The 26,500-nt window shown below is 66.8% G+C and carries 26 protein-coding genes; 10 read left to right on the top strand and 16 right to left on the bottom strand.

Going from position 1 to position 26,500, the window contains the following annotated elements; translation table 11 throughout:
* Positions 1–3 precede the first annotated feature (3 nt).
* Positions 4–1,017 (top strand): NADP-dependent oxidoreductase, encoded by a 1,014-nt coding sequence (locus tag NM962_16290; GenBank protein ID UVO11508.1) that lies wholly within the window; start codon positions 4–6, stop codon positions 1,015–1,017.
* Here the strand turns inward: NM962_16290 and NM962_16295 are convergent.
* A complete protein-coding gene (locus tag NM962_16295) occupies positions 1,014–1,592 on the bottom strand; it encodes a zeta toxin family protein (GenBank protein ID UVO14774.1) in 579 nt (192 codons plus the stop codon). The two genes, NM962_16290 and NM962_16295, sit on opposite strands and share 4 nt — an antisense overlap.
* Positions 1,589–1,978 carry a ParD-like family protein gene (locus NM962_16300; GenBank protein ID UVO11509.1) on the bottom strand — a complete coding sequence of 130 codons (390 nt, stop codon included), beginning with the start codon at positions 1,976–1,978 and terminating at the stop codon, positions 1,589–1,591. The genes NM962_16295 and NM962_16300 overlap by 4 nt, the downstream gene beginning before the upstream one ends.
* A gap of 219 nt (positions 1,979–2,197) precedes the next feature.
* Here NM962_16300 and NM962_16305 point away from each other — a divergent pair, with 219 nt between their 5' ends.
* On the top strand, positions 2,198–2,821 hold the full coding sequence (locus tag NM962_16305; protein ID UVO11510.1) for an FKBP-type peptidyl-prolyl cis-trans isomerase: 624 nt from the start codon (positions 2,198–2,200) through the stop codon (positions 2,819–2,821).
* 12 nt (positions 2,822–2,833) lie between these two features.
* Positions 2,834–3,199, top strand: coding sequence for a S4 domain-containing protein (locus NM962_16310; protein ID UVO11511.1), 366 nt, complete (start codon positions 2,834–2,836; stop codon positions 3,197–3,199).
* A 4-nt stretch (positions 3,200–3,203) separates the two neighbouring features.
* Here NM962_16310 and NM962_16315 read toward each other — a convergent pair whose 3' ends face one another.
* Entirely contained in the window at positions 3,204–4,049 is an 846-nt protein-coding gene (locus NM962_16315) for a lytic transglycosylase domain-containing protein (GenBank protein UVO11512.1), read from the bottom strand.
* A gap of 188 nt (positions 4,050–4,237) precedes the next feature.
* Between NM962_16315 and NM962_16320 the strand changes: the two genes are divergently transcribed.
* The gene (locus NM962_16320) at positions 4,238–5,833 is read left to right on the top strand and encodes an FAD-binding protein (GenBank protein ID UVO11513.1); all 1,596 of its coding nucleotides are present in this window, start codon (positions 4,238–4,240) and stop codon (positions 5,831–5,833) included.
* On the opposite strand, the gene NM962_16325 is transcribed toward NM962_16320, so the two are convergent.
* From NM962_16325 to NM962_16335, 3 genes are read right to left on the bottom strand one after another with little or no spacing between them, the layout of a single operon-like run.
* The gene (locus NM962_16325; protein ID UVO11514.1) at positions 5,830–6,645 is read right to left on the bottom strand and encodes an SAM-dependent methyltransferase; all 816 of its coding nucleotides are present in this window, start codon (positions 6,643–6,645) and stop codon (positions 5,830–5,832) included. The genes NM962_16320 and NM962_16325 overlap by 4 nt on opposite strands.
* Before the next feature lie 54 nt (positions 6,646–6,699).
* A complete protein-coding gene (locus tag NM962_16330; protein ID UVO11515.1) occupies positions 6,700–7,545 on the bottom strand; it encodes a helix-turn-helix domain-containing protein in 846 nt (281 codons plus the stop codon).
* Positions 7,542–7,916, bottom strand: a complete 375-nt coding sequence (locus NM962_16335; GenBank protein ID UVO11516.1) for an NYN domain-containing protein — start codon at positions 7,914–7,916, stop codon at positions 7,542–7,544. Before NM962_16335 ends, NM962_16330 begins: the two co-directional genes overlap by 4 nt.
* Before the next feature lie 23 nt (positions 7,917–7,939).
* Between NM962_16335 and NM962_16340 the strand changes: the two genes are divergently transcribed.
* A complete protein-coding gene (locus NM962_16340; GenBank protein UVO11517.1) occupies positions 7,940–8,713 on the top strand; it encodes an enoyl-CoA hydratase/isomerase family protein in 774 nt (257 codons plus the stop codon).
* 10 nt (positions 8,714–8,723) lie between these two features.
* Here the strand turns inward: NM962_16340 and tpx are convergent, their stop codons facing one another.
* The 3 genes from tpx to NM962_16355 are packed head-to-tail and all read right to left on the bottom strand — an operon-like array spanning position 8,724 to position 11,351.
* Positions 8,724–9,221: a thiol peroxidase gene (gene tpx, locus NM962_16345; GenBank protein UVO11518.1), complete on the bottom strand. Its 498-nt coding sequence runs from the start codon at positions 9,219–9,221 to the stop codon at positions 8,724–8,726.
* Between the two features lie 58 nt (positions 9,222–9,279).
* Positions 9,280–10,425, bottom strand: coding sequence for a hypothetical protein (locus tag NM962_16350; protein ID UVO11519.1), 1,146 nt, complete (start codon positions 10,423–10,425; stop codon positions 9,280–9,282).
* Entirely contained in the window at positions 10,425–11,351 is a 927-nt protein-coding gene (locus NM962_16355) for a metal-dependent hydrolase (GenBank protein ID UVO11520.1), read from the bottom strand. The genes NM962_16350 and NM962_16355 overlap by 1 nt, the downstream gene beginning before the upstream one ends.
* Before the next feature lie 81 nt (positions 11,352–11,432).
* Here NM962_16355 and NM962_16360 point away from each other — a divergent pair, with 81 nt between their 5' ends.
* The 3 genes from NM962_16360 (at position 11,433) to NM962_16370 (ending at position 15,445) form a co-directional block, all read left to right on the top strand.
* Positions 11,433–12,041 carry a TetR/AcrR family transcriptional regulator gene (locus NM962_16360; GenBank protein ID UVO11521.1) on the top strand — a complete coding sequence of 203 codons (609 nt, stop codon included), beginning with the start codon at positions 11,433–11,435 and terminating at the stop codon, positions 12,039–12,041.
* 102 nt (positions 12,042–12,143) lie between these two features.
* On the top strand, positions 12,144–12,575 hold the full coding sequence (locus NM962_16365) for an MmpS family protein (protein ID UVO11522.1): 432 nt from the start codon (positions 12,144–12,146) through the stop codon (positions 12,573–12,575).
* Positions 12,572–15,445, top strand: a complete 2,874-nt coding sequence (locus NM962_16370) for an MMPL family transporter (protein UVO11523.1) — start codon at positions 12,572–12,574, stop codon at positions 15,443–15,445. The genes NM962_16365 and NM962_16370 overlap by 4 nt, the downstream gene beginning before the upstream one ends.
* Here the strand turns inward: NM962_16370 and NM962_16375 are convergent.
* From NM962_16375 to NM962_16385, 3 genes are all read right to left on the bottom strand, one after another.
* Complete coding sequence (locus NM962_16375) at positions 15,411–16,595, bottom strand: PPE family protein (protein ID UVO11524.1); 1,185 nt, start codon at positions 16,593–16,595, stop codon at positions 15,411–15,413. The two genes, NM962_16370 and NM962_16375, sit on opposite strands and share 35 nt — an antisense overlap.
* Before the next feature lie 132 nt (positions 16,596–16,727).
* Positions 16,728–18,560, bottom strand: coding sequence for a fatty acyl-AMP ligase (locus NM962_16380; protein ID UVO11525.1), 1,833 nt, complete (start codon positions 18,558–18,560; stop codon positions 16,728–16,730).
* Positions 18,561–18,647: 87 nt separating this feature from the next.
* A complete protein-coding gene (locus tag NM962_16385; protein ID UVO11526.1) occupies positions 18,648–19,013 on the bottom strand; it encodes a hypothetical protein in 366 nt (121 codons plus the stop codon).
* 182 nt (positions 19,014–19,195) lie between these two features.
* On the opposite strand from NM962_16385, the gene aceA reads away from it, so the two are divergent.
* Complete coding sequence (aceA, locus tag NM962_16390; GenBank protein UVO11527.1) at positions 19,196–21,496, top strand: isocitrate lyase ICL2; 2,301 nt, start codon at positions 19,196–19,198, stop codon at positions 21,494–21,496.
* Positions 21,497–21,506: 10 nt separating this feature from the next.
* Here the strand turns inward: aceA and NM962_16395 are convergent, their stop codons facing one another.
* On the bottom strand, positions 21,507–22,418 hold the full coding sequence (locus NM962_16395; protein UVO14775.1) for a GlxA family transcriptional regulator: 912 nt from the start codon (positions 22,416–22,418) through the stop codon (positions 21,507–21,509).
* A gap of 200 nt (positions 22,419–22,618) precedes the next feature.
* Between NM962_16395 and NM962_16400 the strand changes: the two genes are divergently transcribed.
* Complete coding sequence (locus tag NM962_16400) at positions 22,619–23,266, top strand: HD domain-containing protein (protein ID UVO14776.1); 648 nt, start codon at positions 22,619–22,621, stop codon at positions 23,264–23,266.
* A 15-nt stretch (positions 23,267–23,281) separates the two neighbouring features.
* On the opposite strand, the gene NM962_16405 is transcribed toward NM962_16400, so the two are convergent.
* Genes NM962_16405 through NM962_16415 form a run of 3 tightly spaced genes read right to left on the bottom strand, consistent with a single transcriptional unit; the run spans position 23,282 to position 26,337 of the window.
* The gene (locus NM962_16405; GenBank protein UVO14777.1) at positions 23,282–24,259 is read right to left on the bottom strand and encodes an NAD-dependent epimerase/dehydratase family protein; all 978 of its coding nucleotides are present in this window, start codon (positions 24,257–24,259) and stop codon (positions 23,282–23,284) included.
* A 53-nt stretch (positions 24,260–24,312) separates the two neighbouring features.
* Positions 24,313–25,014 carry an SGNH/GDSL hydrolase family protein gene (locus NM962_16410; protein UVO14778.1) on the bottom strand — a complete coding sequence of 234 codons (702 nt, stop codon included), beginning with the start codon at positions 25,012–25,014 and terminating at the stop codon, positions 24,313–24,315.
* Between the two features lie 33 nt (positions 25,015–25,047).
* Positions 25,048–26,337, bottom strand: a complete 1,290-nt coding sequence (locus tag NM962_16415; protein UVO11528.1) for an acyltransferase — start codon at positions 26,335–26,337, stop codon at positions 25,048–25,050.
* Between the last annotated feature and the right edge of the window lie 163 nt (positions 26,338–26,500).

The raw sequence follows: 26,500 nt of genomic DNA on the forward strand, positions 1-26,500 counted from the left end.
CTCATGACCGATCGCAATCGCCGCTTCCTTCTCCGCGAACGCCCGGCCGGCCGCATTGGCCCGGACACCTTCGAACTCAGCGAGCAAGCGGTGCCGGAGATCGGCGACGGCGAAGCGCTGGTGCGTGTCGACTGGATCTCGCTGGACCCGACCAACCGGATGTGGATCAACGAGACTCCGTCGTACCTGCCGCCGGTGGGCATCGGTGAGGTCATGCGCGCGGCCGGCCTCGGCGTGGTCGTCGCGTCGAACAACCCGAACTTCCCGGTCGGCCAGACCGTGCAGGGCCTGACCGGGTGGCAGGACTACGTGGTGGTCTCCGACACCATGCCGTTGTTCCCCGTCGACGTCGCGGACGGCGTCTCCCCCAGCGCCTACCTGGGCGCGCTCGGAATGACCGGGCTCACCGCGTGGATCGGGATCCGTGACATCGGCAAGCCGCAGCCGGGCGAGACCGTCGTCGTCTCGGCGGCAGCTGGAGCGGTCGGTTCGGTTGCCGGTCAGCTCGCCAAGGCCAGCGGCGCACGGGTCGTCGGGATCGCCGGCGGACCGGAGAAGTGTGCCCTGCTCACCGATCAACTCGGGTTTGACGCGGCGGTGGACTATCGCGCCGAGGACTGGGCCCGCCAGCTTGCCGCCGCGACGCCCAACGGAATCGACGTCGACTTCGAGAATGTCGGCGGCGACATCATGGATGCGATCTTTGCGCGCGTGAACGTCGGCGCGCGGATCGCGCTCTGCGGGCTGATCTCGGGTTACAACGAGACCGACCCCCCGCCCGGGCCGCGCGCGTTCGGCAACCTGCTGATTCAGCGCGCCACCCTGAAAGGCTTCATCGTGCTCGACCACTTCCTTCAGGCACCCGAGGCCAACAGCGAGATCTCCGAGCTGATTGCCGCCGGCAAGCTCACCCCGCTCGAGACCGTCGTCGAAGGCTTCGAACAGCTGCCGACCGCGATCAACATGCTGTTCGACGGCAAGAACGTCGGCAAGCTCGTGGTGAAGATCTCCCATTAGGGGTGGCGGCGCGTGACCAGCGCGGGGGGTGCCCAGCTCGGCCAACTCGGCTCACCGATCTGGGCACCCCCCGCGAACTGCGCCACAATCTTTGGCCCGGTCACGCGCGAATTGTCGTAAACCGTTGCGACGTCGACGATTCCGATCGCTTCGGCGACCAGGGGCCAGACCCGGTGGTAGCGCTCGCGGATCTTCTCCTCGGGAACGGCATGTCCACCGGCGGCCACCCGATACCGGACGCGCTGGACCGCCAACGCTTCGGGGATGTGCACCGCATGCAGCACCACCGTGTATCCGTGGGCGTGTGCACCGTGGATCAAGTCGATCTTCGATTCATGCGAGAACACCGTCTCGGCGATGAACGAACGCCCCACCTCGATAAGTTTCATCCGGGTCTTTGCGGCCAGCCGCGCCGCATCGTAGGCGTGCGCGTCCGCCTCGTCGCGCCAACGACTCTTGGCGATTTCGTCTGCGTTGACGAACAGTGCACCCGGCAGCAGGGGCGCCAGCGTGAGGGCGACAAAGGTCGACTTTCCCGCCCCGTTGGGGCCGACGACGAGGTCGAGCCGCCTCAGGGGGTCGGCTCCACGATCACCGAGTTGCCGTCGGGCCGGTATTCGACGATGCGGCCGTCGTCATCGAGAGCCACGGTGGTGACGCCACGCTCGGCGAGGATGTCGCCGTAGTGGGTATGCGCCAGATTCTCCTCGATCGCTGCGGAGATCTCGGCGTTGAAAACCACGCCCTCTTCGGCGGTCAATGCACCGGTGTCGAGGTGACCGGATAGGGCCGCCTCGACCCGTCGCCGCGCCGCGCTCTGCTGCGCCGACACCGCCCGGCCGACCCGCACCCAGTGGTCGAGCTGCTGCTTGGCCGACCTGCTTTGGCGCGCGCCTTCGGCGGCGGCACTGTCCACCAGGTCCGCGGCAAAACGGGTGACTCGGTCGGCGGCCTCAGGCATCAGCGACCTCCCTGTTTCGTAGCATCTTGTAACGACGCATAGCAAAATGCTACGCGCAGGGTTTTCGCCAGACCAGCCCGTAGCGGAACATCGGCGGCAGCCTCCAGCGCACCCCGGGCAGCTCCGCCACGGCGATGCGCCGGACGTCGGCCGCGCGGCCCGAAGCCGCGATGTCCATGGCCTCGATGCTAGGTCCGGCGCCGTCGCCGGGCCTGTAGCGTGACCAAGGTGAATTCGCGTATGCCTCGGTTCGTCGCACTCGCCGCCGGTGTCACCTCGTTGGCGGCGGTGCTCGCCGGTTGTGGCGGTTCGGACAGCACCTCGTCGTCGAAGACGTCGTCGGTCACCGACCTGTTCCTACCCCCGGGTGGCGAGACCGTCACCGCCTGCCCCTCCACGCCACCGGCGGAAGGCGTTGCGGCCGAATGGACGCTGAAGGGTGCCACCGGCAGCGTCGCGGTAACCGGCTCCACGAGTTCGGCCGCGCCGAGCGTCGTCGTAACCAAGCCGTTCAAGGTGACTCAGACCGAGGTGCACACGTTGCACGCCGGCGACGGCCGCGTCGTCGGGGACACCGCAACCGTCTCGGTCTGCTACATGGGCGTCAACGGACGGGACGGGTCGGTATTCGACAGCAGCTACGAACGCGGCAAACCGGTCGACTTCGGACTGGACCGCGTCGTCCCCGGCTTCCAGAAAGCCATTGCGAGCCAGAAAATCGGGTCGACGGTGGCGGTCGCGATGGTCCCCGCCGACGGCTATCCCGAGGGACAGCCGGCCGCCGGCATCCTGCCGGGCGACACGCTCGTGTTCGCGATCAAGATCCTCAACGCCTCACGCTGAGCCCGGGCCGCCATGGAATCGAGCCGGGTGGATCGGTGGTTGTGGGCGGTGCGGATCACCAAGACCCGGCCCGACGCCGCCGCCGCATGCCGCGGCGGACATGTGCGGGTCAACGACCGCCCGGCCAAGCCGGCGACACCGGTCGCACCCGGTGACGTGGTCAGCGCCCTGGTGGGTGATCGCACCCGAATCGTCGAGGTACTGCGGGTGATTCAGAAGCGGGTCGGCGCAGCCGATGCGGTGACCTGCTACCTGGACCGAACGCCGCCGCCCCCGCCGGCATCGGCCACCGCGGTGGCCACTCGCGACCGCGGTGCGGGACGGCCGACCAAGCGGGATCGACGGGTGCTCGATAAGTGGCGGGCCCAACAGCGCTGAGAGGTCACTGCGGGTGCGTGGCCAGATACTCCCCCACCGGGATCCGCGACGACGAGACATAACCGATCGGCAGCAGCAGATCGCCTGCCGTGGTCCGGTAGTAGGTGTCCCAGCGGTAGTAGCTGGAGAACCCGGCCGGGTCGCCGCCCATGACCGCGGCGTAGTCGTTAACCGCCCGCACGTAGTAGTCGGAATGGTTGTAACCCCAGATCGCCTTGTCGCGATTGGTAGCAAAACCGTTGGCGGCCAACAGACGGCCGGCCGCCATGATGGAATCGCGCGGCGAGTGGATGTCTCCCCCATTGCCGTAGGCCGCGAACGTCGACGGCAGGAACTGCATCGGCCCCTGGGCGGCGTCATCGCTGACCCCGTTGATGCGGCCGAAGCCGGTTTCGACGAAGTTGATCGCCGCCAGGTAGTTCCACGGCACGCCGGAGGCGGCCTCGGCTGCGCGGTAGCTGGTCATCAATTCGTTCGCCGGAACCGGCGGCACCACCCGCCACGGCGGCATGGTGTCTTTCGGGTCGGTGAGCGCCATGAGTGCACGACGTGCGTCGATGTTGCGGTCGTAGACCGCTTGCAGCGCCGCCGGGATCTGCGCGCGAGCGACCGCATCCCACTCGGGGTGCGCGCCGAGGGTCCGGTAGGCGACCTGTTGGCGGCGGGCCGCGGCGGCCAGCACCTGCTCGGGCGACGACGTATTCCGCAACGCCTGATCGGCAGCGACCAGGTCAGCGGCCAGCGCCGCGGGATCCACGCCCGGTGCCGCGCCGGCGGGCAGGGCCGCCGTCACCGCGCAGCCGACGGCGACAACCAGGGAGGCGACCAGACGCCACAACTGAGCAACCATGCCGTTCATCTTCTCCCCTGCGCCGCCGCGAACCGCGCAGGGCGGCCGATCGGAGCGTCCACAGCTGCCTAGAACACGTTTCTCTTTGCCCCGCCGCCCGCAGGATCACTGCTGGTCACTTCTGCAAGTGTGAAACTAGCGACTGTTACATTGGGGGCCGTTCAGCTCACGTCATCAAGGGAGAGCGCATGACCACCACCAGCGTGACGACCGACGTCGTCATCGTCGGGTACGGCGCGGCCGGTACGTCTGCGGCGATCACCGCGCGCGAACTGGGCGCCGAGGTCATCGCGGTGGACCGTGCCAATGGCGGCGGCGCCACCGCGATCTCCGGGGGCATCATCTACGCCGGCGGCGGCACATCGGTTCAGAAGGACGCCGGCGTGCACGACACCGCCGAGCAGATGCTGGACTACCTGCGCTTGGAGGTCGGCGACGCGGTCCAGCCCGAAACACTGCAACGGTTCGTCGACGGCAGTCCGGAGATGATCGACTGGCTGCAGACGCACGGGGTGCCGTTCAACTCCGGACTGTGCCCCTACAAGACGTCCTTCCCCAACAACCGCTACTACCTGTACCACTCGGGCAGCGAGAACGCCGGAGCATTCCGCGCCCACACGCCGCCAGTGCAGCGCGGCCACCGCGCCTACGGCAAAGGCACCTCCGGCAAGAAGATCTACGCACCGCTGGCCGAATCGGCCCGCCAGCTCGGTGTCGACTTCCGCCCGCACACCACCGTCACCGAACTGCTGCAGGACCCGTCGGGCCGAGTGATCGGCGTGCGGGCCACCACCATGGGACAGGCGCCGCGCCGCATCCAGCGCCGCTACGCCCGCCTGGCCGCGCTCTCGTCCAAACCCGGGGTCTACTACCCGCCGCTGCGCGCCGCGATGGACCGCCGATTGGCGAAGCTGCAGCAGCGCTACGGCCAGACGATCGAGATCATCGCGCGGCGCGGGGTGATCATCTGCGCCGGCGGCTTCATCGCCAACACCGAGTGGCGCAAGCGCTACGCACCGGAGTTCAACGGCGGCCTGCCCCTGGGCACCAGCGGTGACGACGGTAGCGGCATCGCACTGGCCCAGAGTGTCGGCGCGGTACCCGATCGGATGGACAACGTCTCGGTGTGGAAGTTCATCACGCCCCCGAGCGCGTTCATCTCCGCGATCATCGTCGACGCCGACGGCCGACGGGTGATCGACGAGTCCCGTTACGGCGCAGCGGTCGGACAGGCCTTGGTGAAGAACCACGGGAGCCAGGGCTGGATCTTGGCCGATGCCCGCCTGATGTCGGAGGCTCGGCGCCAACTGTTGACCCAGACGCTGTGGTTCCAACGCGCCCAGGGCGCCGCGCTGATCTTCAGCGGCGCCGTGCGAGGTGCCACGCTGGCCGAGGCGGCGCGGGCCGCCGGTGTCGATGCCGAGGGCTTGGCCGCCACCGTCATCGCGCACAACGAGGCGATCGACTCCGGCTCCGAAGACCCGGCCGGCAAGCCCGCCGACTTCTGCCGGCGCATCGATCAAGGGCCCTTCACCTTGATGGATATCTCGGTGCGGCCCAACGTCTTACGTCCCACCCCCATGCTCACCCTGGGCGGCGTCCGAGTCTCCGAGGACACCGGCGCGGTGATCGACGCCGACGGCAACCCGATTCCGGGGCTCTACAGCGCCGGCCGCACCGCCATCGGCATCGCCTCGCAGTCCTACGTCAGCGGGCTGTCGATCGCCGACTGCGTGTTCGCCGGACGGCGCGCCGGGGCCACCGCCGCCAGCGCGGAAAACTAGCGGCGCGCCTCAACGAAGTAGCCGCGCGGCACATCCGATCCAGCCGCTGCGGTCACCGACGGGAACCAGCGGTTCCACCGGTCACCCGGCTCGGCCACGTCGGTCACCACGGCCGACCATCCGAGTCGTTCGGCGAGCTCGCCGGGCTCGTCCGTGCCGAACAGCCACGGTGAGCCCTGCTGTGCCATGGACTGCAACAACGGCGCCATCGACGGCGCTTCCAGCAGCGTCTTGCCGACCACCTCGTACAGCAGCACCGAGTCGGGCGCCGACAACGCGTCGACACGGGCGAATAGGGTGCGGACTGCGGGCTCGTCGAGGTACTGCAGCAGTCCCTCGATGAGCCAGACGCTGGGAGTGGCCGCGTCGAAACCCGCGGCCTCCAGGGCGGTGGGCCAGTCCTCGGCAAGGTCGATACCGAGGGGCACCCGCCGGCAACGGGGCTCATCGTCGGCGAGCAGCTCGGCTTTGGCCGCGATGACCGCTGGTTGATCGACTTCGTAGACGGTGGTGTGGTCCGGCCAGGGCAGCCGGTATGCCCGCGCGTCCATGCCGGCCGCCAGGATGACCACCTGGGTGATCCCGCTGCGCAGCAGGGCTTCATCCCAGAATCGGGTACGGACGACGATCTGCCAGGTCGACTGCTCACCGGAGTTGGCGATGGCCGCCTCCAGCATCCGTCGGCCGCCCTCCCCCGCCAGCTTGTCCGCAAACGGATCGGTGAATAGGGCGTCATCGCGAGCGGATTCCTTGGCGCGGATCGCGGCGACGAGGATTCCAGTGCTGGCCACAGCTTCTCGGGTGCGGTGCATGACCCCATCATCTGGGATGCCGGTGGTGGTTGGCTTGGATATTTTTGTCAGCGCTCACCCGCCCGGACTCTCCGGGGAATCCTCGACGAGATCAACGTGCCCGGCCAGCCACGAGCGGCGCCGCAGGTACTGAGTGGGGGTGGTCTCGGTGAACGCCCGAAACTCCCGGACGAAGTGCGCCTGATCGAAGTAGCCCAACTCAGCCGCCAGAACAGCACCCCCTGCTGCCCCGCTGTCCAGGCGCGTGAGGGCGGCCTGCAGTCGCCGCACCCGCAAATAGGCCTTGGGCGTCAGACCGACCTGGGCACGAAACATGTTGATCAGCCGTTTGGGCGATAAGCCGGTGAGCGCCACCGCGTCACCGACGCGCATCGATGGGTTGCGTTCCGCGGCGTCCAATACGGTGGTCACGTCCGCGTGCGGCGCGAATTGCTTGTCCCGCAACCGGTTCACCAGGAACGCTTCGAGGAGCATGACCCGCGAGGCACCCGAAGATGCCTCCGCCAACCGCTGGCGCAGCGTCTCTGCCTCGCGTCCCCACAGCTCGCCCAGACCGACGCAGACGTCCGTCAACTCCCCCTGAGCGATATCCACAAAGGGCCGTGCGCCGCCAGGACGAAAATGGACCGTGATGACGGTCTGCGCCGTGTCGATCTGTGTCACATAGGACGCGGTGCCGGCACCGATGAGGAATGCGGGTGGCATCGCCAACCGGGTATGCGCATCGGCGCCGAAGAAATCCACCTCCGGCCGGTCGCCGACATCGATGACGATGGTCGCCGCTCCACGCGGCAGGGCTCGGCTCCGATGTGGGCCACCGGCACGGCGGTCCCAATAACCGAAGTACGCGATGCTCGCCGAGAGCGGCGGTCGGGCCCGAAACAGTTGCGGCTCCATCACCCCTCCTCGATGAGCCTGCGGAAACGTGCCGCCGGGTAGGTGGCCGCGCCCGCCGAAGTGACCCGCTCCACCAGGGCAAAATCAGAAGTCACCACGGTGATGTCGCGCGGTTGATCGTCGGCCCCGACCAACCGCACGATCTCGTCGTCGGCGGAGTTGGCACCGGGACGCGGCGCCGCCGCGATCGTGACGGCATCCGATTCGATGGGCGGCGACGGCGGCTTCTCGAAGACCACGATGACCTCGCTGTCCTGGGCCGCCGCCCAGGCTTCCAGCTGTCGGGTCAGACGGGCCATCGCGGCGTGGCGATCCTTCCACCAGCCGTCTGGACGCGCACCGATCACGTTCATCGCGTCCACGATCCACCGCATGACTCCGACGGTACGGTGCAGCCATGAGCATGGTCACCTATGAGTGCCACGACCACGTCGCGACCATCACCCTGAACCGGCCCGAGGCCCGCAACGCCATCAATGGCGCGATGCGTCAGGACCTCAACGCCGCCTGGGACCGCTTCCGCGCCGAGGAGGACGCCTGGGTCGGAGTTCTCACCGCCGAAGGTGACGTGTTCTGCGCCGGCGCCGATCTCAAGGACTCGGCGGGCGCGGTCGGCACCTTTCCCGGCACATTCTGGGAGAAGCCCACGATCAACTCGTTCGAATCCGGTATGGAGCTTTTTAAGCCGACGATCGCCGCCGTGCAGGGCCCCTGTGTGGGCTATGGGCTCACCGGATTGTTGTTCTGCGACTTCATCATCGCCAGCACCGATGCGGTGTTCCGGTTCCCCGAAGTGACTCTTGGAGTACCGACCATCGTCGGGGCGATCCGGTTGCCGCAGCGGGTGGGTTGGGCCAACGCGATGGAGTTGCTGTTGACCGGGGAGCCGATGAGCGCGCAACGGGCCATGGACATCGGCCTGGTGTGGAAACTCGTCGAGCCCGACGCCCTGCAGGAGACGGCCCGAGCGTGGGCACACACCCTCACCAAGGCCGCTCCCCTGGCGCAGCGCGCCACCAAAGAGGTTGCGTGGCGCAGCACCGACATGGGCTGGATCGACGCCGTGCGGTTCGGTGAAACGATGCGTAAGGTCGCCGCGGTGACCGAGGACGTCGCCGAGGGACTACAAGCGTGGCGGGAGCAGCGGCCACCGCAGTGGCGGGGCCGCTGACGTCGGCGCTCTAGGCCTGACTCAGAGCCGCCAACGCCGCGTCGTAGTTCGGCTCCTGGCCGATCTCCGGCACCAGCTCGGTGTAGGCGACATTGCCGTCTGCGCCGATCACCACGATGGCCCGGCCCAGCAGCCCGGCCAGCGGGCCATCGGCGATGGTGATGCCGTAGTCGGCGCCGAAGCTGTCCCGGAAGCCCGAGGCACTGGTGACGTTCTCGATGCCCTCGGCACCGCAGAACCGCTTCTGGGCGAACGGCAGGTCGTTGGAGACGCACAGCACGGCACCACCGGCGGCCGCCCGCTCGTTGAAGGTCCGCACGCTGGTCGCACAGACCGGGGTGTCGACCGACGGGAAGATGTTCAGCAGGACCGGCTTACCGGCGAACTGCCCACTGTCCACCACGCTCAGGTCGGTTCCGGTCAAGCTGAACGCCGGTGCTGCCGAACTGACGGCCGGCAACTCGCCTACGGTGTTGATCTGATTTCCCTTTAACGTGATCTGCGCCATGGCAACAGTCTGCCAAGCGCGTCAACCAGCGTCCACGGCGGGCCGCAGTCGCGGATCCTCAGCGCCCGGCAGTCACCGGCTCAGGCGTCTCGTGGGGCTCCAGGATCGGCGGGACCGTCGCGGCGGCCACCACACTCAAGTAGGCCACCACGAAACACAGCACCACGTACCACAGACATCCCACCGGGTCGCCGTTAGCGGTCAGCCCGCCCGATGCATCCAGGTAGGCCGGCAGGGCCGTCAACCACAGCACCGTCATGACCGACAGATACACCGCGGCGTAGCGGACCATCAGCGGGTCGTTGTAGCGGCCGGCGGCAAAAAGATTCAGCCGCAAGCGCCGCCATTGGATGATCAACACCGGGATGGCCAACGCGGCGATGACGAGAAGTTCGACGGCATAGGCGATCCCGATCAACTTGCCATCCGTGGCGGCACCGAGCAAGGTTGCCGGCAGCGGCAGAATCCCCGTCCCGAGCGATGCCAGGATGCCGATCACGATGGTTCGCCACAACACCTGCAGCCCGCCGAATCTCCGGCCGTGATCGACCTGACGACCGACCAACAGTTGGACACAGAACGCCAGCGAGGCCGGCCACAGCGCCGCGAACACCACGACACTGCCCATCGGCACCGAAGTGAACATGGGTTGGTTCAGCGGGTTGTCCACCGACCATTCCCACCAGCGCAGCTGCGGGCCGAGGTGGTCGAAGATCTCGTAGAAGGCGTGGTGGACAAAGCCCACGCAGATGGCGCCGACAATCGCACCGTAGCGGCGGAACACGCCCAGGATCCGAACGATCTCGAAGGAAATGGTGGCCATCATCGGATAGATGGCGACGATGTACAGCGGGAGCCGCCCCCACAGGAATTCGACGCTGAACACGTTGTGCGCGAACATCGTATCGACATGATCGGCGACACCGAAAGCGCTCGGGAAGTACAGCGGCGGCTCGATGATCAGCAGATAGGCGATCGCCCCGAACCACAGTGCCAAGTTGGTGGCATCGCCACGGCGGTACCGGATGATCGCGTAGATCAGTGCCAGCACGGCACCCGTGATCACGGTGATCTCCAGAACCGGCAGCGTCCAGTTCTCCAGCTGGAAGGGACTGCGGAATTCCAGCAATCCCCCGGCCTCGCCGCAGGAGAAGCCCAGGGACTCGGCGAGTCGCTCGAATGTCGGGGCACACAAGTCGGGCATCAGGCGCTCTTCTCCTCTGCGGTGTACCACTTGGTCACGTCGTAGCCGGCGTCATAACGGGCGAACCACTCGTTGGCCAAGACCGGGATCTTCTCGTGAGCCGGTTTGTGATTGGGCAGCTGGCTGCGGATGATACCGGCGACAGCGGTGGCCATTTCGCGCTTTGGCAGATGTTTGAAGGCATCCGCGACCGGGCCCTCGTCCGCGGGCCAGCCGAAGGGAACGCGCCGCCGCCAAGCCTGCTTGGCGCGGTAGGAACTGAACAGTGACAGCGCGTCAACCTTGCGGTCTTCCAAGGGAACGTGCCGATTGAAGCCCTCGCACGCCACCTTGATCACGCTCATCACGTGTTTGAAGATCGACGGCGCCATCCGCATCCGGTACCACGGGTCGTTGATGACGTGGTCGTAGATGATCAGCGCGGAGCTGCGGTGCTCGACTTCCTCGACGAAGTGCCACAAGAACAATGACGCCACCCGGTCGTCGCCCGGAGCGAACAGGGTGTCGTCGTGGTCGAGCATCAGCTTGAAGACGGGAGTGAACGTGGCCTCCAGGTCGGCGGTGTAGGCCAGCCGGTAGTCCAGTGATTTTTCGGCGGCCATCTTGTCAAACATGGCGTTGCAGTCGTCGACGGTCTCCTTGAGCCCCGGGTAGGCCCTGACCAGTGCCTTCGCATGTCCGCGGTGGGCCATCGAGTGCTGGCCCTCCTGCCGCACGAACGCGTCGGCCTCTTCGGCGACCACGGGGTCGGTGATCAGCGGCATCGCCTCGGCGATCATGCCGCCAATCATCTTCTCGAACCCGATCGCCAGCAGCGAGACAGCGTTAGCCATCGAGGAGAACGCCGGGTTCGCTTCGTTCCACAGAAACGGCACGGGGTATTCGGCGAACGCAAACCGCAATTTACGCACAATCAGGTCAGTCATGGCTACCTCAGCTCAAAACATACAACTGGACGTCTTCGCGTATGATTGTTTGATGCACCAAGCTTGTCAAGCAGGTCACTAATGGCACGACGGCGAGGGTGGGGCGGTAACCCGCCGCACAGCGACGAGGAGGCCGGCCGGCGGATCATCGCCGCGGCCGTCGAGCTGGTCGCCGAGACGGGCTCGGCGGTGTCATTGGCCGACGTCGCCACGTCGCTGGGCGTGATCCGGCAGACGGTGTATCGCTACTTCCCCACCGCCGATGCGCTAATGCGCGCCGTGGCGATCGCCTCCGTCGACGATTTCCTCGACCGCCTTACCGAGCACGTGCACGGCATCCACGATCCCGCCGACGCGCTGACCGAAGGTGCGGTCTACACCCTGGATGCGGTGGCCCGCTCCCCACACCTGGGCGCCATGCTGTCGTCGTCGTCAGCGCACAACCGTGAGATGGCTTCCGAAGAGGCCCAAGCCTTCGGGATGCGCATGATCGACCGGTTCGACGTCGACTGGACGCAGCACGGCTACGACGAAGCGGGGCTACGCGAACTCGTGGAGTTCACCCTGCGGATCATGCTCTCGTTCGTCGTGGCGCCCAACAATCCAGATCGCTCCCCCGACGAGCTACGCCAATTCCTGCGCCGTTGGCTCGGCGAAGCCGTCGCCGCCCAGTCCCGACACGCCGACTGACCGCCCTCCCGCACCCCACGGGTTTTCCGGGAATATTTGCATACCCTACGGGGTATAGTATTCACGAAGTATCCGAGTGGAGGGAATCGACAGGTGATGGATATGCGCGCGATCGTGAGCCGAGCCTGGGTGCCCGTCGTGGTCGCGTTGGCGGCAGTCGTCGGAACGCTGGCGGTCGTCAACCTGCGCGACGTGTTCGGTGCCGATGAGATCTTCCGCTGGGACGGAAGCGGCTCGCAGGTGATCAATTCGATCAACGAAAAGCAGCTCCGCTACGAGGTTTTCGGTACTGGCGCAGCACGTGGCTCGGTGAGCTTCCTGAACCGGGAGACCCAGCCCGAGCAGGCGAGCTTCACCACCCTGCCCTGGAGTCACACCATGACCACCACGAGTCCGTCCGTGATCGGCAACGTGGTCGCCCAGGGCGACGGCGACGAGATCGGCTGTCGCATCACGGTCAACGGCGTCGTCAAAGACGAGCAGCTGGCCACCGGGCACCACGCCCAGGTGTTCTGTCTGGTCAAAGGCGCATGAGCGGCCACGGCACCCTTCGCCCGGGGTATATGCGGGCGGTTCGCCGGCTGGCCTGGCCGCTGGTGATCTTCTGGCTGCTGCTGACCGTCGGGCTCAACGTGCTCGTTCCGCCGATCGAGTCGGTGGCACGCGAGAACGCAGTGACGATGTCACCTCAAGATGCGCCGTCAATGATCGCGGCCAAGCACATCGGCGCCACGTTTGACGAGTTCGACTCCGACGCCATGGTGATGCTGGTGCTCGAGGGCGAGACGGAACTGGGCCCAGCGGCGCACCGCTATTACGACACCGTGATCGCCAAACTGGCGGCCGATCACGAACACGTCCAGCACATCGCAGACCTGTGGGGCGACCCGATCACCGCAGCGGGGGTGCAAAGCACCGATGGCAAGGCCGCCTACGCGCAGATCAACACCGCGGGTGATCAGGGCAGCACCCTGGGCAACGAGTCGGTCGACGCGGTCCGCAAGATCGTCGCCTCGGTGCCAACACCGGACGGTGTGAAGGCCTATGTCACCGGCCAGGCCGCGCTGACCACCGATATGAACGAAGCCGCCGACAAGAGCATGCTCAAGATGATGGGCGTGACCGGAGTGGTCATCATCATCATGCTGGCCATCGTCTACCGTTCCGCCGCCACCGTGGCGCTCGCACTGGTGATGGTGGGCTTCGAAATGGGCAGCGCACGCGGCCTCGTCGCGCTTCTCGGACACCATGGCCTACTGGGCTTTTCGACGTTCGTCGTCGCGATGCTGTCGTCCCTGGCGATCGCAGCCGGGACCGACTACGCGATCTTCCTGATCGGGCGCTACCACGAAGCCCGCAATGCCGGGGAAGACCCGGAGACCGCCTGGTACTCGATGTTTCGCGGCACCTGGCATGTCATCTTGGGCTCGGGACTGACCATCGCGGGCGCGTCACTGTGTCTGCATTTCGCCCGGCTGTCCTACTTCAAAGCCCTGGGCATCCCGTCGGCGCTGGGTCTGCTGGTGGTCATCGCCGGTGCGCTCACCGTGGCCCCGGCCATCGTCGCGATCGCCACCCGGCACGGCCTGCTGGAGCCCAAGCGGGCCGAGGGCCGCGGCTGGCGGCGAATCGGAACCGCCAATGTTCGCTGGCCCGGTCCGGTTTTCGTGGCAGCGTTGCTAGTCACGCTGGCCGGGATGCTGGCGGTGCCCAGCATGAGGATCAGCTTCAACGACCGTCACTACATCCCCGCGGGTCTGCCCGCGAACGTCGGATACGACGCAGCCGAACGTCATTTCAGCGCCGCACGGATGAATCCTGACGTCCTGATGGTCGAAAGCGACCATGATCTTCGCAATCCTGCCGACATGATCATCTTGGACCGGATTGCCAAGAACATGTTTCGTACCCGCGGGGTGGAACGCGTGCAGAGCATCACCCGGCCGTTGGGCAGCCCGATCGACCACACCTCGATCCCCTTCCAGGTCAGCATGCAGGCCGTCCCGATCCAGGAGAACCTGCAGTTCATGACGGACCGGCTGTCGGACATGGTCAGGATGAGCGACGACCTGGGCGCCACCGTCGACTCCATGGTGCGGCTGCGCGACCTGGTCACCCAGATGAACAGCACCACCGACAAGATGAGCGTCGACATGGCCACGGTGACCGCGACGGTCGACGAGATCCGCGACCACATCGCGGATTTCGATGATGTCGTGCGGCCGATTCGCAACTACTTCTATTGGGAGCAGCACTGCCTCAACATTCCCGCGTGCGACGCGATCCGGTCGGTCTTCGACGCCTACGACGGAATGGACAAGTTCAGCGAGGACATGCGGCCACTGCTGGCCGACATGGCAGAGGTGAACACGGTGATGCCGCAGCTGGTCGGGCAGTTCGACCCGATGATCGCGGTGGCGAAATCCATGCAGGGCAGCCTGCGCACAATGCATTCGAGCTTCTCCGGGTTGGTGACCCAGATGTCGAGGATGACCGACACGGCCACTGAGATGGGCCGGGCATTCGATGCCTCCAAGGCGGACGACTACTTCTATCTGCCCCCGGAGGCCTTCGACAACCCCGATTTCGAGAAGGGCCTCAAGCTGTTCTTGTCCCCGGACGGTAAGGCGGCGCGGTTCATCGTCACCTACGACGCCGACCCGGCCACGCCCAAGGGCATCTCATTCGTCGAACCGATGCTGGCCGCCGCCCACGACGCGGTGAAGGGAACGCCGCTGACCGGCGCGAAGTTCTACCTCACCGGAACTGCGGCGGTCTACAAGGACATCCAAGTCGGCTCGACCTACGACATCCTGATCGTCGGGGCGGCGGCGGTGACGCTGATCTTCATCGTGATGCTGCTGATCACCCGGGCACTGGTCGCCTCCGCGGTGATCGTCGGGACGGTGCTGTTGTCGCTGAGTGCGGCATTCGGCCTGACCGTGGTGGTGTGGCAGCACATCATCGGGCTCCCCTTGAACTGGATCGCACCGGTGTTCGGGGTGATCATCCTGCTGGCGGTCGGCTCGGACTACAACTTGTTGCTGGTCTCCCGGTTCCAGGAGGAGATCGGCGCCGGGATCAAGACCGGGATCATCCGCTCGATCGGCGGCACCGGCTCGGTGGTGACCGCCGCGGGCCTGGTGTTCGCCTTCACGATGATGTCGATGGCGGCCAGCGACCTGTATTCGATCGGTCAGGCTGGCAGCACGATCGGGCTCGGCCTGCTGTTCGACACCCTGATCGTGCGCTCGTTCTTGACGCCCTCGATCGCGGCGCTGCTGGGCCGATGGTTCTGGTGGCCGCTCAACATCCGGCGAGTGCCGTCGGCTCCGACCCGGCCCGCTCCCGTCGAAGTCGAGGCGGCCACTACCCCGCTGCCGGTGACCGAGGGATCACCGTAGGCCGAAAGTCGTACTGGGTGGCCGCACCGCCGATCCCACCCCGTGCGGCCAGGCTGCCGAACGGCACCATCGGTGGCACCGCGGCCGCGTTGCCCATCCCCGCTGCCGGGGCAGCTGCCCCACCGGCCGACGAGAGCGTCGTGGCCACCGGAGCGCTGGCCACACCCAGGCCGGTCCACGCCGGCGGCACCGACAACGCGCCGATCGAGGCGGCCCGGCCCAGCCCTGCCGTCGCCGCCGAACCACCGGAGAACCCCGCCAACGTCACGGTGTTCGCCGCGCCACCGGCGGAGCTGAGCAGGCCCGTAGCCGCCCCACCGGCGGCCGCCACACCCGCCGCCGCGCCCTTGGCCCCGTTGGTGCCGCCCATCAGCATCCGCATCAGCATGCTCATCGGCATCATCGCCATGCGCATCGGCATCATCAGCGAGTTCAGGCTCGACATCGACGACGACATCGATCCGCCCGTCGACGCCTCCTCGGTGGGTGCGGCCAGCGCCTGCAGCGCCGTCGGCGTCGTCGAGAGCAGTTGCGGCCCTTGCGACATCAATGCCTCAGTGTCGGTACCGGTGGTCGCGGCGGCCGACTGCGCGACGGAGGCGACCTGGCCGGCTTGCCGGGACGGGTCGGTGGTCTGCGGCGGCGAGGTGAACGGCGTGACCTGGGTGGCGACCGCCGACGCCCCGGCGTAGCCGTACATGGCCGCGGCGTCCTGAGCCCACATCTGAAGGTACTGCGCCTCGGCCGTGGCGATCGCCGCGGTGTTCTGCCCCAGGAGATTGGTGGCGATCAGGGTCTGCTGCAGGGTGCGGTTGGCTGCGATCAGCGGCGGCGGAACGGTAGCCGCGTGGGCGGATTCGTAGGCGGTGACGGCGGCGGCCAGTTGGGCGCCGGCCTGCTCGGCTTGCGCCCCGGTGGCACTGAGCCAGGTCACGTAGGGGCTTGCCGCGGCTGCCATCGTCACCGCCGAGGCGCCCAGCCAAGAACCACTCGTCAGACCCGCAATCACTGAGCCATAGGACGCGGCCGCGGAGTTCAGTTCGGCGGCCAAGTCCTGCCAGGCGGTCGCAGAGGCCAGTAACGAAGCTGGGCCGGGGCCGGCGTACATGCGCGCCGAGTTGATCTCCGGCGGCAGGGCTCCGTAGTCCATTGCCTCCCCTTATCTCTTGGCCGGCAATCGATCCGGCAAGATGTTTTAGGAAGGCTAGCTAGCTATTTTTGGCGCCCGACAGGTCTGCGCTGTGCGCCCGCTGTGCGCACCGATGGAGCCGGTGCAGTCGTTTCAGTGCACACCGAGTGTGCCCGCCGCATACTGCTCGCGGCATGCGGTGCGGCCGAGTTTTCCGCTGGTGGTTCGTGGGATGGCACCGGCACGGACGAATCGGACATCGGCGGCGCTCACGCCGTGCACCCGCTGCACTGCCGCCCGGATGGCGGCGATCGCCGGCCCGGGGTCTTTGCGGCCGGTACCGGTCGCGCGCTCGGCGACGATCACCAGCTGATCGGCCGAATCGCCTGGCGCAGCGAACGCGACCACATAGCCGCCCCGCACCATCGGTGAGGCCGCCGCCACGGTGGCCTCGATGTCCTGCGGATAGTGCCCGCGTCCTCCAAGCACCATCAGATCCACCGTGCGACCGGTCACGTAGAGTTCCCCGTCCAGATAGAAGCCCAGGTCGCCGGTGCGCAGCCAAGCGCTGTCGGCTGGCGTCGGCCCGGCATGGCTGCCGTGTTCCAGCCGGGACCGCAGGCGGGCGCCGAACGCGCGTCTGGTCTCCTCGGGTCGGTCCCAGTAGCCGGCGGTGACGTTGTCGCCATGCAGCCAGATCTCGCCGACGTGGCCGTCGGGCAGTTCCGCGCCGGCCTCGGCGTCGACGATCACCGCAGACAGACTCCGGGCCACCTGCCCGCACGAAACCTGGGGCACCGCGCCCGGAGCATCGGCGGCCACCGGAACCGCACGGCCGGAACCGAGCTGATCGCGGTCCAGGTGCAGCACGCTCGCCTGAGCATCGGGCGCGATGGTGGCCACGAACAGCGTCGCCTCGGCGATCCCGTAGGACGGCTTGATGGCGGTGGACGGCAACCCGTACGGAGCGAATGCCTCGTTGAAGGCGGTCATCGCTGCCATGTTCACCGGTTCGGACCCAATGATCATCACCACGTTGGCCAGGTCGATATCGGCACCCGGCGCTGGCAGGCCCCGTGCCGCGGTCAGCTCATAGGCGAAGTTCGGTGCGGCGGTGACCACCCGGCCACGCCGCGAGGCGTCCGACAGTGCTTTGATCCAGCGCTGCGGCCGTCGGATGAATGCCGTCGGCGAGATCAGCGTGGAGTGACCGCCGTAGACCGCCGGAAATCCGATCATCGATAGACCCATGTCGTGATAAAGCGGTAACCAGCTGAGCCCGTGCGTGTTTCGGTCCAGCATGTCGATCGACAGGATCATCTGCAGCAGGTTGGTGGCCACCGAGCGGTGGGTCACCTGCACGCCGACCGGTGGCCGCGTGGTGCCCGAGGTGTACTGCAGGTGCGACACGTCGTCGACGTCGATGTCGACGGGCACGAAGTCCTCCCCCGCCGAGTCAGGTATCTCGTCGATGACCACCACGCGGGGCTGCAACTGCTGGGGAAGTTTGCCCAGGAACTCCTCGACGACCTGTCGCACCGCGGCCGTGGTCAGCACCACTGTCGGAGTGGAGTCGCGCAAGGCGGTGTCGAGGCGCTCGGCGTGCCCCGGAAGCTCGGGGGCGAACAGCGGAACGGCGACGGTTGCGCACTTGACGGCCGCATAGAACCCGGTGACATAGTCCAGTCCCTGCGGTGCCAGGATCGCCACTCGGTCACCGGGGACGGTGAAGCCTTGCAGCCGAGCGCCGATGGCGCGCAGCCGCACGCCGAGTTGCGTCCACGTCAGCTCCACCGCCTGGCCCTCCACCTGGCCGGCGTAGTCGAGGTAACGGAACGCCACCGCGTCCCCCACGTTGGCGATATTGCGGTCGATCAGCGAGATCAGGGTTTCGCCGGGAGGCAGGACGATGCCGCCGTCGGTGTCGAGGCACTCCTCGATCTGGACCAGTCCCTTGAGGGCCGTCGGGCGCGGCGTCTGCGTCATGCCCGCAGTCTAAGTCCCAGTTCTTTCAGCGAAGCCCGCTTCGAACGTCAAAGGACTTCCACCACAATGGAGTTGAACAGTGACGGATCACATAGCCGGTTCGCGCAGCGCCAGGCTGATGAAGAGATAGCCCATGCAGATCAGCAGATTGAGCGAAGCAATCATCAGGCCGGCCACGATGAGCGCGTTCATCAGGCGTCGCCGGTTGCGCCGCGCCCGGGCCAGTCGCTGCTCATGCTTCATCTCCGTGGCGGCAAGCGCGAACGCGTAGTCGACCGACTCAGCCGACGCCAGCGGCGCACCGACCGCCATCTCACGCAGTCGAGCGGGCGGAATCCGGACGCCCACCCCGGCGAAGCGCCGGCTCATCCGACGGGCCGCCCACCTGCCGATCACCACGGGCTGCGGCGCCTGCTCCCAGTGTTCTGCCCACCGGTCCGACCGGTACGTCATAAACCTTGAGCTTAGCCACTTCGGGCCGCGAATCCGATGCCTTCGGGCGAGTTCTGCGCCGTCAGCGGCGCCGTGCTGAAGATGTAGACAAAACCGAACTATCGCTCAGCGTGCGGCGGCACAATACGGGGAGGAAGCGAGCTGGGGCCGCCGCACTAACCGGTGAAAGGGAGCGAATTTCCATGACGACGATCGAGACGAACTCAACGGCGAGCACACCGGTCGAACGCGATGTCAATGCCGACATCACAGCGGTACAGAAATACTTCGACAGCCCCCGTTTCGAAGGCATCACCCGTCTCTACAGCGCCCGCCAGGTCGTCGAGCAACGCGGCACCATCCCCGCCGACTATCCCGTCGCACGGGAGGCGGCCACCGCGTTCTACGCCCGGCTGCGGGAACTGTTCGCCGCCAAGAAGAGCATCACCACCTTCGGCCCGTATTCGCCGGGGCAGGCCGTGGTGATGAAGCGGGTCGGCATCGAGGGCATCTATCTGGGCGGCTGGGCGACCTCGGCGAAGGGCTCCATCAACGAAGACCCCGGCCCCGACCTGGCCAGCTATCCACTGAGTCAGGTGCCCGACGAGGCCGCCGGCCTGGTCCGCGCCCTGCTGACCGCCGACCGCAACCAGCAGTACCTGCGCCTGCAGATGACGCCCGAACAGCGCGCCGCCACTCCGGCCGTCGACTACCGCCCGTTCATCATCGCCGACGCCGACACCGGCCACGGCGGTGATCCGCACGTGCGCAACCTGATCCGGCGCTTCGTCGAATCCGGTGTCCCCGGCTATCACATCGAGGATCAGCGGCCGGGCACCAAGAAGTGTGGGCACCAGGGCGGCAAGGTGTTGGTGCCCTCCGACGAGCAGATCAAGCGGCTCAACACCGCCCGCTTCCAGCTGGACATGATGGGCGTCCCGGGCATCATCGTGGCGCGCACCGACGCCGAGGCGGCGAACCTGGTCGAGAGCCGCTCCGACGAGCGCGACCAGCCGTTCATCCTGGGAACCACCAACCTGAAGATCCCGTCCTACAAGGCGTGTTTCCTAGCGATGACGCGGCGGTTCTACGACTCGGGCATCAAAGAGATCAACGGCCACCTGCTCTACGCCCTGCCCGAGGGCGAGTACGCCGAGGCGGACACCTGGCTGGAACGCCAGGGCATCACCGAGCTGATCACCACGGCCGCGAAAGGCTGGAGCAGCGACGGTAGCCAGTCGGTGGACACCCTCTTCGACGACATCGAGTCGAAGTTTGTGGAGGCCTGGCAGAACGACGCCGGGCTGATGACGTTCGCCGATGCTGTCGCCGAGATGCTGGACTTCGCCGAGCGGGAGGGCGAGCCCAAAGAGATGACCGCCGCGCAGTGGCGCGAATTCGCTTTCCGCGCACCGCTTTACACCGCGCGGGCGAAAGCTGCCGAGCTCAACGCCGACCCCGGCTGGGACTGCGACCGGGCCAAGACCCCCGAAGGCTACTTCCAGGTGCGCGGCGGCATCCCGTATGCGATCGCCAAGTCGCTGGCCGCGGCGCCGTTTGCCGACATTCTGTGGATGGAGACCAAGACCGCCGATCTCGCCGAGGCCCGCGAGTTCGCCGAGGCGATCCACGCGGTGTATCCCGACCAGATGCTGGCCTACAACCTGTCGCCGTCGTTCAACTGGGACACCACCGGCATGACCGACGACCAGATGCGGGCCTTCCCGGCCGAGATTGGCAAGTTGGGCTTCGTCTTCAACTTCATCACCTACGGCGGCCACCAGGTGGACGGCGTGGCCTCCGAGGAATTCGCGGCCACCCTGTTGCAGGACGGGATGCTGGCGCTGGCCCGCCTGCAGCGCAAGATGCGGCTGGTGGAGTCGCCCTACCGCACACCTCAGACGCTGGTCGGCGGGCCCCGCAGCGACGCTGCGTTGGCCGCTTCGTCGGGCCGCACCGCGACCACCAAGGCGATGGGCGCCGGTTCCACCCAACATCAGCATTTGGTGCAGACCGAGGTGCCCAAGAAGCTGCTCGAGGATTGGCTGGCGTTGTGGGCCGAGCACTATCAGCTCGGCGAGAAGCTACGTGTGCAACTGCGCCCCACCCGTCCCGGATCCGATGTGCTGGAACTGGGCATCTACGGCGAGGGCGACGAGAAGCTCGCCAACGTGATCGTCGATCCGATCAAGGACCGGCACGGTCGCAGCATCCTGACGGTGCGCGACCAGAACACCTTCGCCGAGAAGCTCCGCCAGAAGCGGCTGATGGACCTGACCCACCTGTGGCTGATCCACCGATTCAAGGCTGCGGCGGTGCACTACGTCACGCCCACCCAGGACAACCTGTACCAAACCGAGAAGATGAAGGAGCACGGCATCTACAGCAGCGTCAACCAAGAGGTCGGCGAGATCATCGTCGCGGACGTCAACCAGCCGCGCATCGACGAGCTGCTGGCGCCCGACCGGGCGGCGCTGGGCAAGCTGATCAACAAAGAGGGCTAGTCCCGGCGGCTCAGCGAACGGTCGTGCGGAACCGGTCGCGGTAGGCCTTCGGCGACACGCCTAGATGGTCGACGAATACCCGACGGAGGGTTTCGGGGCTGCCGAATCCTGCGCGGTGTGCGGACTCGGTGACGCTGTGGCCGGCATCAAGCGCGGCCCGGGCGGCATCGATACGTACCGTTTCGACGTAGCGGGCCGGAGTGGTCCCGAGCTCGGCCTGAAACAGTCTGGTCAGTTGCCGGCTGCTCAAGGCGGCTCGCCGGGCAAGCGCGTCCACGCTGTGGTCGGCGGCCGGGTTCGCCACGATCGCATCGGTAACCTGGCGCAGCGCAGACTGCGGAGGTGGATCGGCCTCAACCAGCGCGGAGAATTGTGACTGTCCGCCTGCGCGTTTGAGATAGACCACCAACCATCGAGCGACCTCGCGAACCAGCTTGCTGCCGTGATCCATTTCGACCAACGCCAACGCTAGGTCGATACCGGCTGACACGCCGGCCGAGGTGTAGACGTCGCCATCGCGGATGAAGATGGCGTCCGGCTCGACGGTGATGTCGGGGAATGCCCGCGCGAACAACCGGGCGTCGTGCCAATGCGTGGTGGCACGACGGCCGCTGAGCATGCCGGCCTGAGCCAGGATGAACGACCCGGTGCAGATAGACGCCAGGCGCCGCGTCCGACTGGCCACTGACCTGACGGCTTCGACGAGTGCGGGGTCGATGGCGCTCCGGGGCAGATGGTCGCCGCCAGCCACTAACACGGTGTCGGCAGAACGAATGGCGGCAAGGCTGTCGGTGACACCCAACCGGGCGCCGATCGAGGTCGTCACGTCGCGGCCATCCACTGAGGCGATCGTGACCGCATAGTTCGCGCCAAACCGATTGGCTTCGACGAAGACTTCCGCGGCCCCGGCGACATCGAGCATCGTCACGTCGTCAAAGACGACGATCACCACCAGTCGCGCCCTGGCACCGGCGTCAGTCACGCAGCCATTATGTCGCTTTCGGTGCGCGATACGGTTCCGGAAGCATGTCGCATTCTGTGGGAAAGGCGGCGCGAACAACCACGGTCGAATCGTCCAACCAAACGCAGAATGGCTGCAGGCCCAAACAAGGAGATGCGTCCATGACCCAGTCGATCGAGACCATTGCCGACATCACCATTCCCGACTCTGCGTTGGCGCGGGAGATAACCGAGTTCATTCGAGAAGCCGAAGACGACTTGCTCTTCGACCATTCTCGTCGGGTGTTTCTATTCGGCGCGTTGCAGGGCCGCCGCCGCGGACTGCAACCGGACCTGGAACTGCTCTACGCCGGAGCGATGTTTCACGATCTGGGCCTCACCCAGCGCTACCGCAGCTCAGCGCTTCGCTTCGAGGTGGACGGCGCCAATGCGGCACGGGATTTTCTGCTGCAGCGCGGAGTCGGCGAAGCCGAAGCCGGCAAGGTCTGGCTCGCCATCGCCCTGCACACCACTCCGGGCGTGCCCGAGTTCCTCGATCCCGAAATCGCCTTGGTCACCGCCGGTGTCGAAACCGACGTGATCGGCATAGGCCGCGATGACCTTGCCGCCGAAGACATTGCGGCCGTCACCACTGCTCATCGACGCCCGGACTTCAAAAGGCGGATCCTGGCCGCCTTCAACGAAGGCATGGCGCACCGCCCGCAAACCACCTTCGGCACCATGAATGCCGACGTCCTTGCGCATTTCGACCCCGAGTTCGTGCCCGCCAACTTCGCCGAACTGATCCTCAATAACCCCTGGCCCGAGTAGGTCCCGAGAACGCGGCTAACCGCGGATGCCCGCAATGGTGTCGGCCAGTGTTTCCCGGGAGGTTCGGAACTCGATGCCGAGGTCGCGCTCGGCAGGGGTGTCATCGGATTCGGGCATCTGCGTGTAGTACTGCATCCCGGCCTCGGTGAACGGAGTCGAGATCGGCAGCACCTGCTCGACTTGATCCAAAACGCGGCCCGCCCAGCGTAGGGCGATGTCCGGTATCGGCAGCGCCATCATGGGAGAACCCGACAGCTCTTGGAGCAGGCTCGCCAACTCGCCCGGCGGTACCCGCTGGCCACCGGCCATGTAGCGGCGCGGGCCACGGCCCGGCTCCAGCAGCGCCAGGTGCATTGCCGCGAGGTCACGAACGTCGATCACCATCCAGGCGCTGTCACGCCCGGGGATGACATGCATCTGCAGCGCCGCGCGTACGCCTTCGCCGGCCTCCCCCAGCCGGTCTCCGACCGGAGGACCGAGCACCATGCCCGGATAGGTGATGTTGACGGGGGCGCCGGCGTCCTGCAGGCCCCGCGCATAGAGCTCCTCCCGGGCTTTGGACTGTCCATAGCCGTCGGCGCCCCCGGCCACCGGCAGGTCAGCCCGCAACATCGTCAGTCCTGGGTGAAACAGCGCGGTGAAGCTGGAGACGTGAATGATCGGGTCCAGTCCCAGCTCAACCGCTCCGCCGAGCACGTTGTGGGCGCCGGCCGAGTTCGTGGCCAGCATCTGTGCCGTCTGGCGTGGGTCGGTGGCCACCACTGCGGCAGCGTGTACGACCGCATCGCAGCCGGACAGCGCCTCGCGCACCGAGTCCGCGTCGGTGATGTCACCGACGACGTAGTCGGACACATCCACACCTAGCCGCTCCACGCTGCTGTGCAGGCCCGCCGGGTTGCGGACCAGGAACCGCGGCCGGTGCCCGGCATCGGCGATCGCTTTGGCCGTCCAGCCTCCAACGAATCCGGTTCCACCGGTGATCAGTACGCGCATGGTGTCCATTCGCCAATACTGCTGAGCCCAGCCCGATTCCGTCCGGTTTTGCGCTAAGTCCGCTTCGGAAGCTGTCCCGCAATCAGCGGTGCGATCTTGTCGGCCATGTAGGCGTGACCGGCGTCGGTGGGGTGTACACCGTCTGGGCCGATCAGGTCGGGCAGGCCGACGAACCACCGCTCGGCGAGCGGGTCGACGAACTCCGCTCCGACCATACGCGCCTGCGTACTGAGGACATCGCGGATCCGCCACACGTTGCCCGGGACGTCAGCGCTAGGCCACGGCGGCCCGACCACCAGCATCCGCGCCCCCGGCGCGGTACGGCGGGCCAAGCCCAAGGTGTCGGCGATCAGTCGACCCAACTCGCCCGGTTCGACGTCCTGGTCGTTACGCGAGCCGAAGAACACCACCAGCGCGTCGTCGGGTTGTACCGCGCGCCGGGTCAGGTCGCCGAACAGGGCGCCACGGTTTCCGCGCACGCCGTACCCCGCGCCGCCCTCGGCCGCCACGTCGGCGCTGACGTAGACCCCGCGACCGGCCAGGTTCTGCCATGCCCGCTCGGTCCAGTTCGCCGCACCGCGGCCGGTGTCCTCGTAGCCGGCGGTGTAGGAATCACCGATCACCGCGATCCGGTTCGGCGAGGAACTCAGCGGCACCGTCTCGTAGTGGCGCGGCGACTCGTGATCGCGCGACAAGTAGCCGGTCCCTGCGACCACCGCGACGACCCCGGCCACCATCACGACGGCGAACGTCATCACCCGACTCACGGCTACCTCCCCCAATCAACCTCAGCGAAGACTAGCCGGAACCGCGACCTTGGGTTCGTTGAGGACACCGTCGTCCGAGTCGGTCGAATCGTTCACATCATCCAAGTTGTCCGGCCCCACCGGTTCGACCGCCAGGGGATCTTCGGTCGGCGCCACCTGGGCAGACTCGGGCCGGGCACCGATCATCTTGCGCATCCAGTGCCGCCCGGGCTCTTCAACGGCATGGAACAGCAGCATCGATAACAACGTCGCCGCCACCAGCAGGCCGCACACCATCCACTTGGCCGCGGTCGCCCCCTCGTCGAGCACGATCTCGAATTGCTTTGCCGCCCAATTCCAGGACGTGTGCACCAGCTCGTGGACCATATACAGGCAGAACGAGATCTGCCCGCCATAGACCATCATGCGCGTGGACAGCAGCGCGGGAAAGCTTCCGATACCGATCGCCAACGCCATCACCAACGGCACGAACAGCACATCGACCAGGCCGCCGCTGTCGTAGAGCCCCGAGATCGGATGGCCGTCGAAGTAGTAGAGGACGGCGACCATCGCGACGATCAGCAGTGCGGAGCAATAACCCGCGGCACGGCGAGCTGCGTCACTCGGTCCCTGCGGCTCGATCTTGCGCACCGCGGCGCAGGCCAGCGCACCCGCGGTGAACTGCATGACGATGCGCGGCAACCAGCTCCACGGGCTGTAGAACTCGCCGGTCGCCAGCAACAGCAGCAGCGGTGGGAGCGAGGCGATGATCGCCAATGCCGCCAGCCCACGCGCCGAGGTCACCAGCATCATCCGGTAGACCGCCAGCACCAGCACGCCGAACAACAGGTAGGCCAGCCACTCGGCGCTGATCGACCAGGCCGGCCCGTCCCAGCTCGACCCGTCGAAGAACGGTTCGAACCACAACTGCACCAGCAGGACCTGCCGCACGTAGCTGATCGCGGTGATCCGGCTGAGGTCCTCGGTCGGGACGTGCCCGACATGCAGAGTGAAGATCACCCACAGCAGCGCCAGGTGCATCGTGACCAGGTAGATCGGCCAGACTCGGGCCAGACGCAACCACAGGAAGTGCACCGTGGCGCGTACGGAGAACGTCTCCCCCATGCGCTCCAGGTAGTTCCAGGTCAGCACGAAACCACTGAGGATGAAGAACAGATCGACGCCTTGGGCGCCGCGGTCGAGCACCGGGGCGAGCGCATCGCTGAGCTCCGGCGACGCCAGTCGCAACAGGGGCCGGAAGTGAAACAGCACCACCCATACCGCGGCGATGATGCGAAGCCCGGTCAGGGCCTTGATCTCTCCGCTGCGCACAACACTCTTTCGCCGGGTGACTCCGCATGTCCTGGCTGCCTCGGGTGCGGGCCCGCCGAGACGGCCCGGCGATCGGCAAGCCGCAAACCCGGTAGCCGGCAGCCATCGAAGACTAACAGCGCGACTGTCCCGGGTGAAGTAACCGGCCGGGCACGTCGGCGGC

The sequence above is a fragment of the Mycobacterium sp. SVM_VP21 genome (assembly GCA_024758765.1).
Taxonomy (GTDB): Bacteria; Actinomycetota; Actinomycetes; order Mycobacteriales; family Mycobacteriaceae; genus Mycobacterium; species Mycobacterium heraklionense_C.

What these genes read in the sequence shown, in the direction of transcription:
- aceA (UVO11527.1), top strand. Translation starts at nt 19,196, where the DNA reads ATGACGACGATCGAGACGAACTCAACGGCGAGCACACCGGTCGAACGC.
- NM962_16310 (UVO11511.1), top strand. Translation starts at nt 2,834, where the DNA reads ATGGAATCGAGCCGGGTGGATCGGTGGTTGTGGGCGGTGCGGATCACC.
- NM962_16375 (UVO11524.1), bottom strand. Translation starts at nt 16,595, where the DNA reads ATGGACTACGGAGCCCTGCCGCCGGAGATCAACTCGGCGCGCATGTAC.
- NM962_16400 (UVO14776.1), top strand. Translation starts at nt 22,619, where the DNA reads ATGACCCAGTCGATCGAGACCATTGCCGACATCACCATTCCCGACTCT.
- NM962_16385 (UVO11526.1), bottom strand. Translation starts at nt 19,013, where the DNA reads ATGACGTACCGGTCGGACCGGTGGGCAGAACACTGGGAGCAGGCGCCG.
- NM962_16395 (UVO14775.1), bottom strand. Translation starts at nt 22,418, where the DNA reads ATGCTCGATGTCGCCGGGGCCGCGGAAGTCTTCGTCGAAGCCAATCGG.
- NM962_16325 (UVO11514.1), bottom strand. Translation starts at nt 6,645, where the DNA reads ATGCACCGCACCCGAGAAGCTGTGGCCAGCACTGGAATCCTCGTCGCC.
- NM962_16350 (UVO11519.1), bottom strand. Translation starts at nt 10,425, where the DNA reads ATGCCCGACTTGTGTGCCCCGACATTCGAGCGACTCGCCGAGTCCCTG.
- NM962_16340 (UVO11517.1), top strand. Translation starts at nt 7,940, where the DNA reads ATGAGCATGGTCACCTATGAGTGCCACGACCACGTCGCGACCATCACC.
- NM962_16365 (UVO11522.1), top strand. Translation starts at nt 12,144, where the DNA reads ATGCGCGCGATCGTGAGCCGAGCCTGGGTGCCCGTCGTGGTCGCGTTG.
- NM962_16405 (UVO14777.1), bottom strand. Translation starts at nt 24,259, where the DNA reads ATGCGCGTACTGATCACCGGTGGAACCGGATTCGTTGGAGGCTGGACG.
- NM962_16320 (UVO11513.1), top strand. Translation starts at nt 4,238, where the DNA reads ATGACCACCACCAGCGTGACGACCGACGTCGTCATCGTCGGGTACGGC.
- NM962_16410 (UVO14778.1), bottom strand. Translation starts at nt 25,014, where the DNA reads ATGACGTTCGCCGTCGTGATGGTGGCCGGGGTCGTCGCGGTGGTCGCA.
- NM962_16300 (UVO11509.1), bottom strand. Translation starts at nt 1,978, where the DNA reads ATGCCTGAGGCCGCCGACCGAGTCACCCGTTTTGCCGCGGACCTGGTG.
- NM962_16380 (UVO11525.1), bottom strand. Translation starts at nt 18,560, where the DNA reads ATGACGCAGACGCCGCGCCCGACGGCCCTCAAGGGACTGGTCCAGATC.
- tpx (UVO11518.1), bottom strand. Translation starts at nt 9,221, where the DNA reads ATGGCGCAGATCACGTTAAAGGGAAATCAGATCAACACCGTAGGCGAG.
- NM962_16290 (UVO11508.1), top strand. Translation starts at nt 4, where the DNA reads ATGACCGATCGCAATCGCCGCTTCCTTCTCCGCGAACGCCCGGCCGGC.
- NM962_16370 (UVO11523.1), top strand. Translation starts at nt 12,572, where the DNA reads ATGAGCGGCCACGGCACCCTTCGCCCGGGGTATATGCGGGCGGTTCGC.
- NM962_16355 (UVO11520.1), bottom strand. Translation starts at nt 11,351, where the DNA reads ATGACTGACCTGATTGTGCGTAAATTGCGGTTTGCGTTCGCCGAATAC.
- NM962_16360 (UVO11521.1), top strand. Translation starts at nt 11,433, where the DNA reads ATGGCACGACGGCGAGGGTGGGGCGGTAACCCGCCGCACAGCGACGAG.
- NM962_16335 (UVO11516.1), bottom strand. Translation starts at nt 7,916, where the DNA reads ATGCGGTGGATCGTGGACGCGATGAACGTGATCGGTGCGCGTCCAGAC.
- NM962_16315 (UVO11512.1), bottom strand. Translation starts at nt 4,049, where the DNA reads ATGGTTGCTCAGTTGTGGCGTCTGGTCGCCTCCCTGGTTGTCGCCGTC.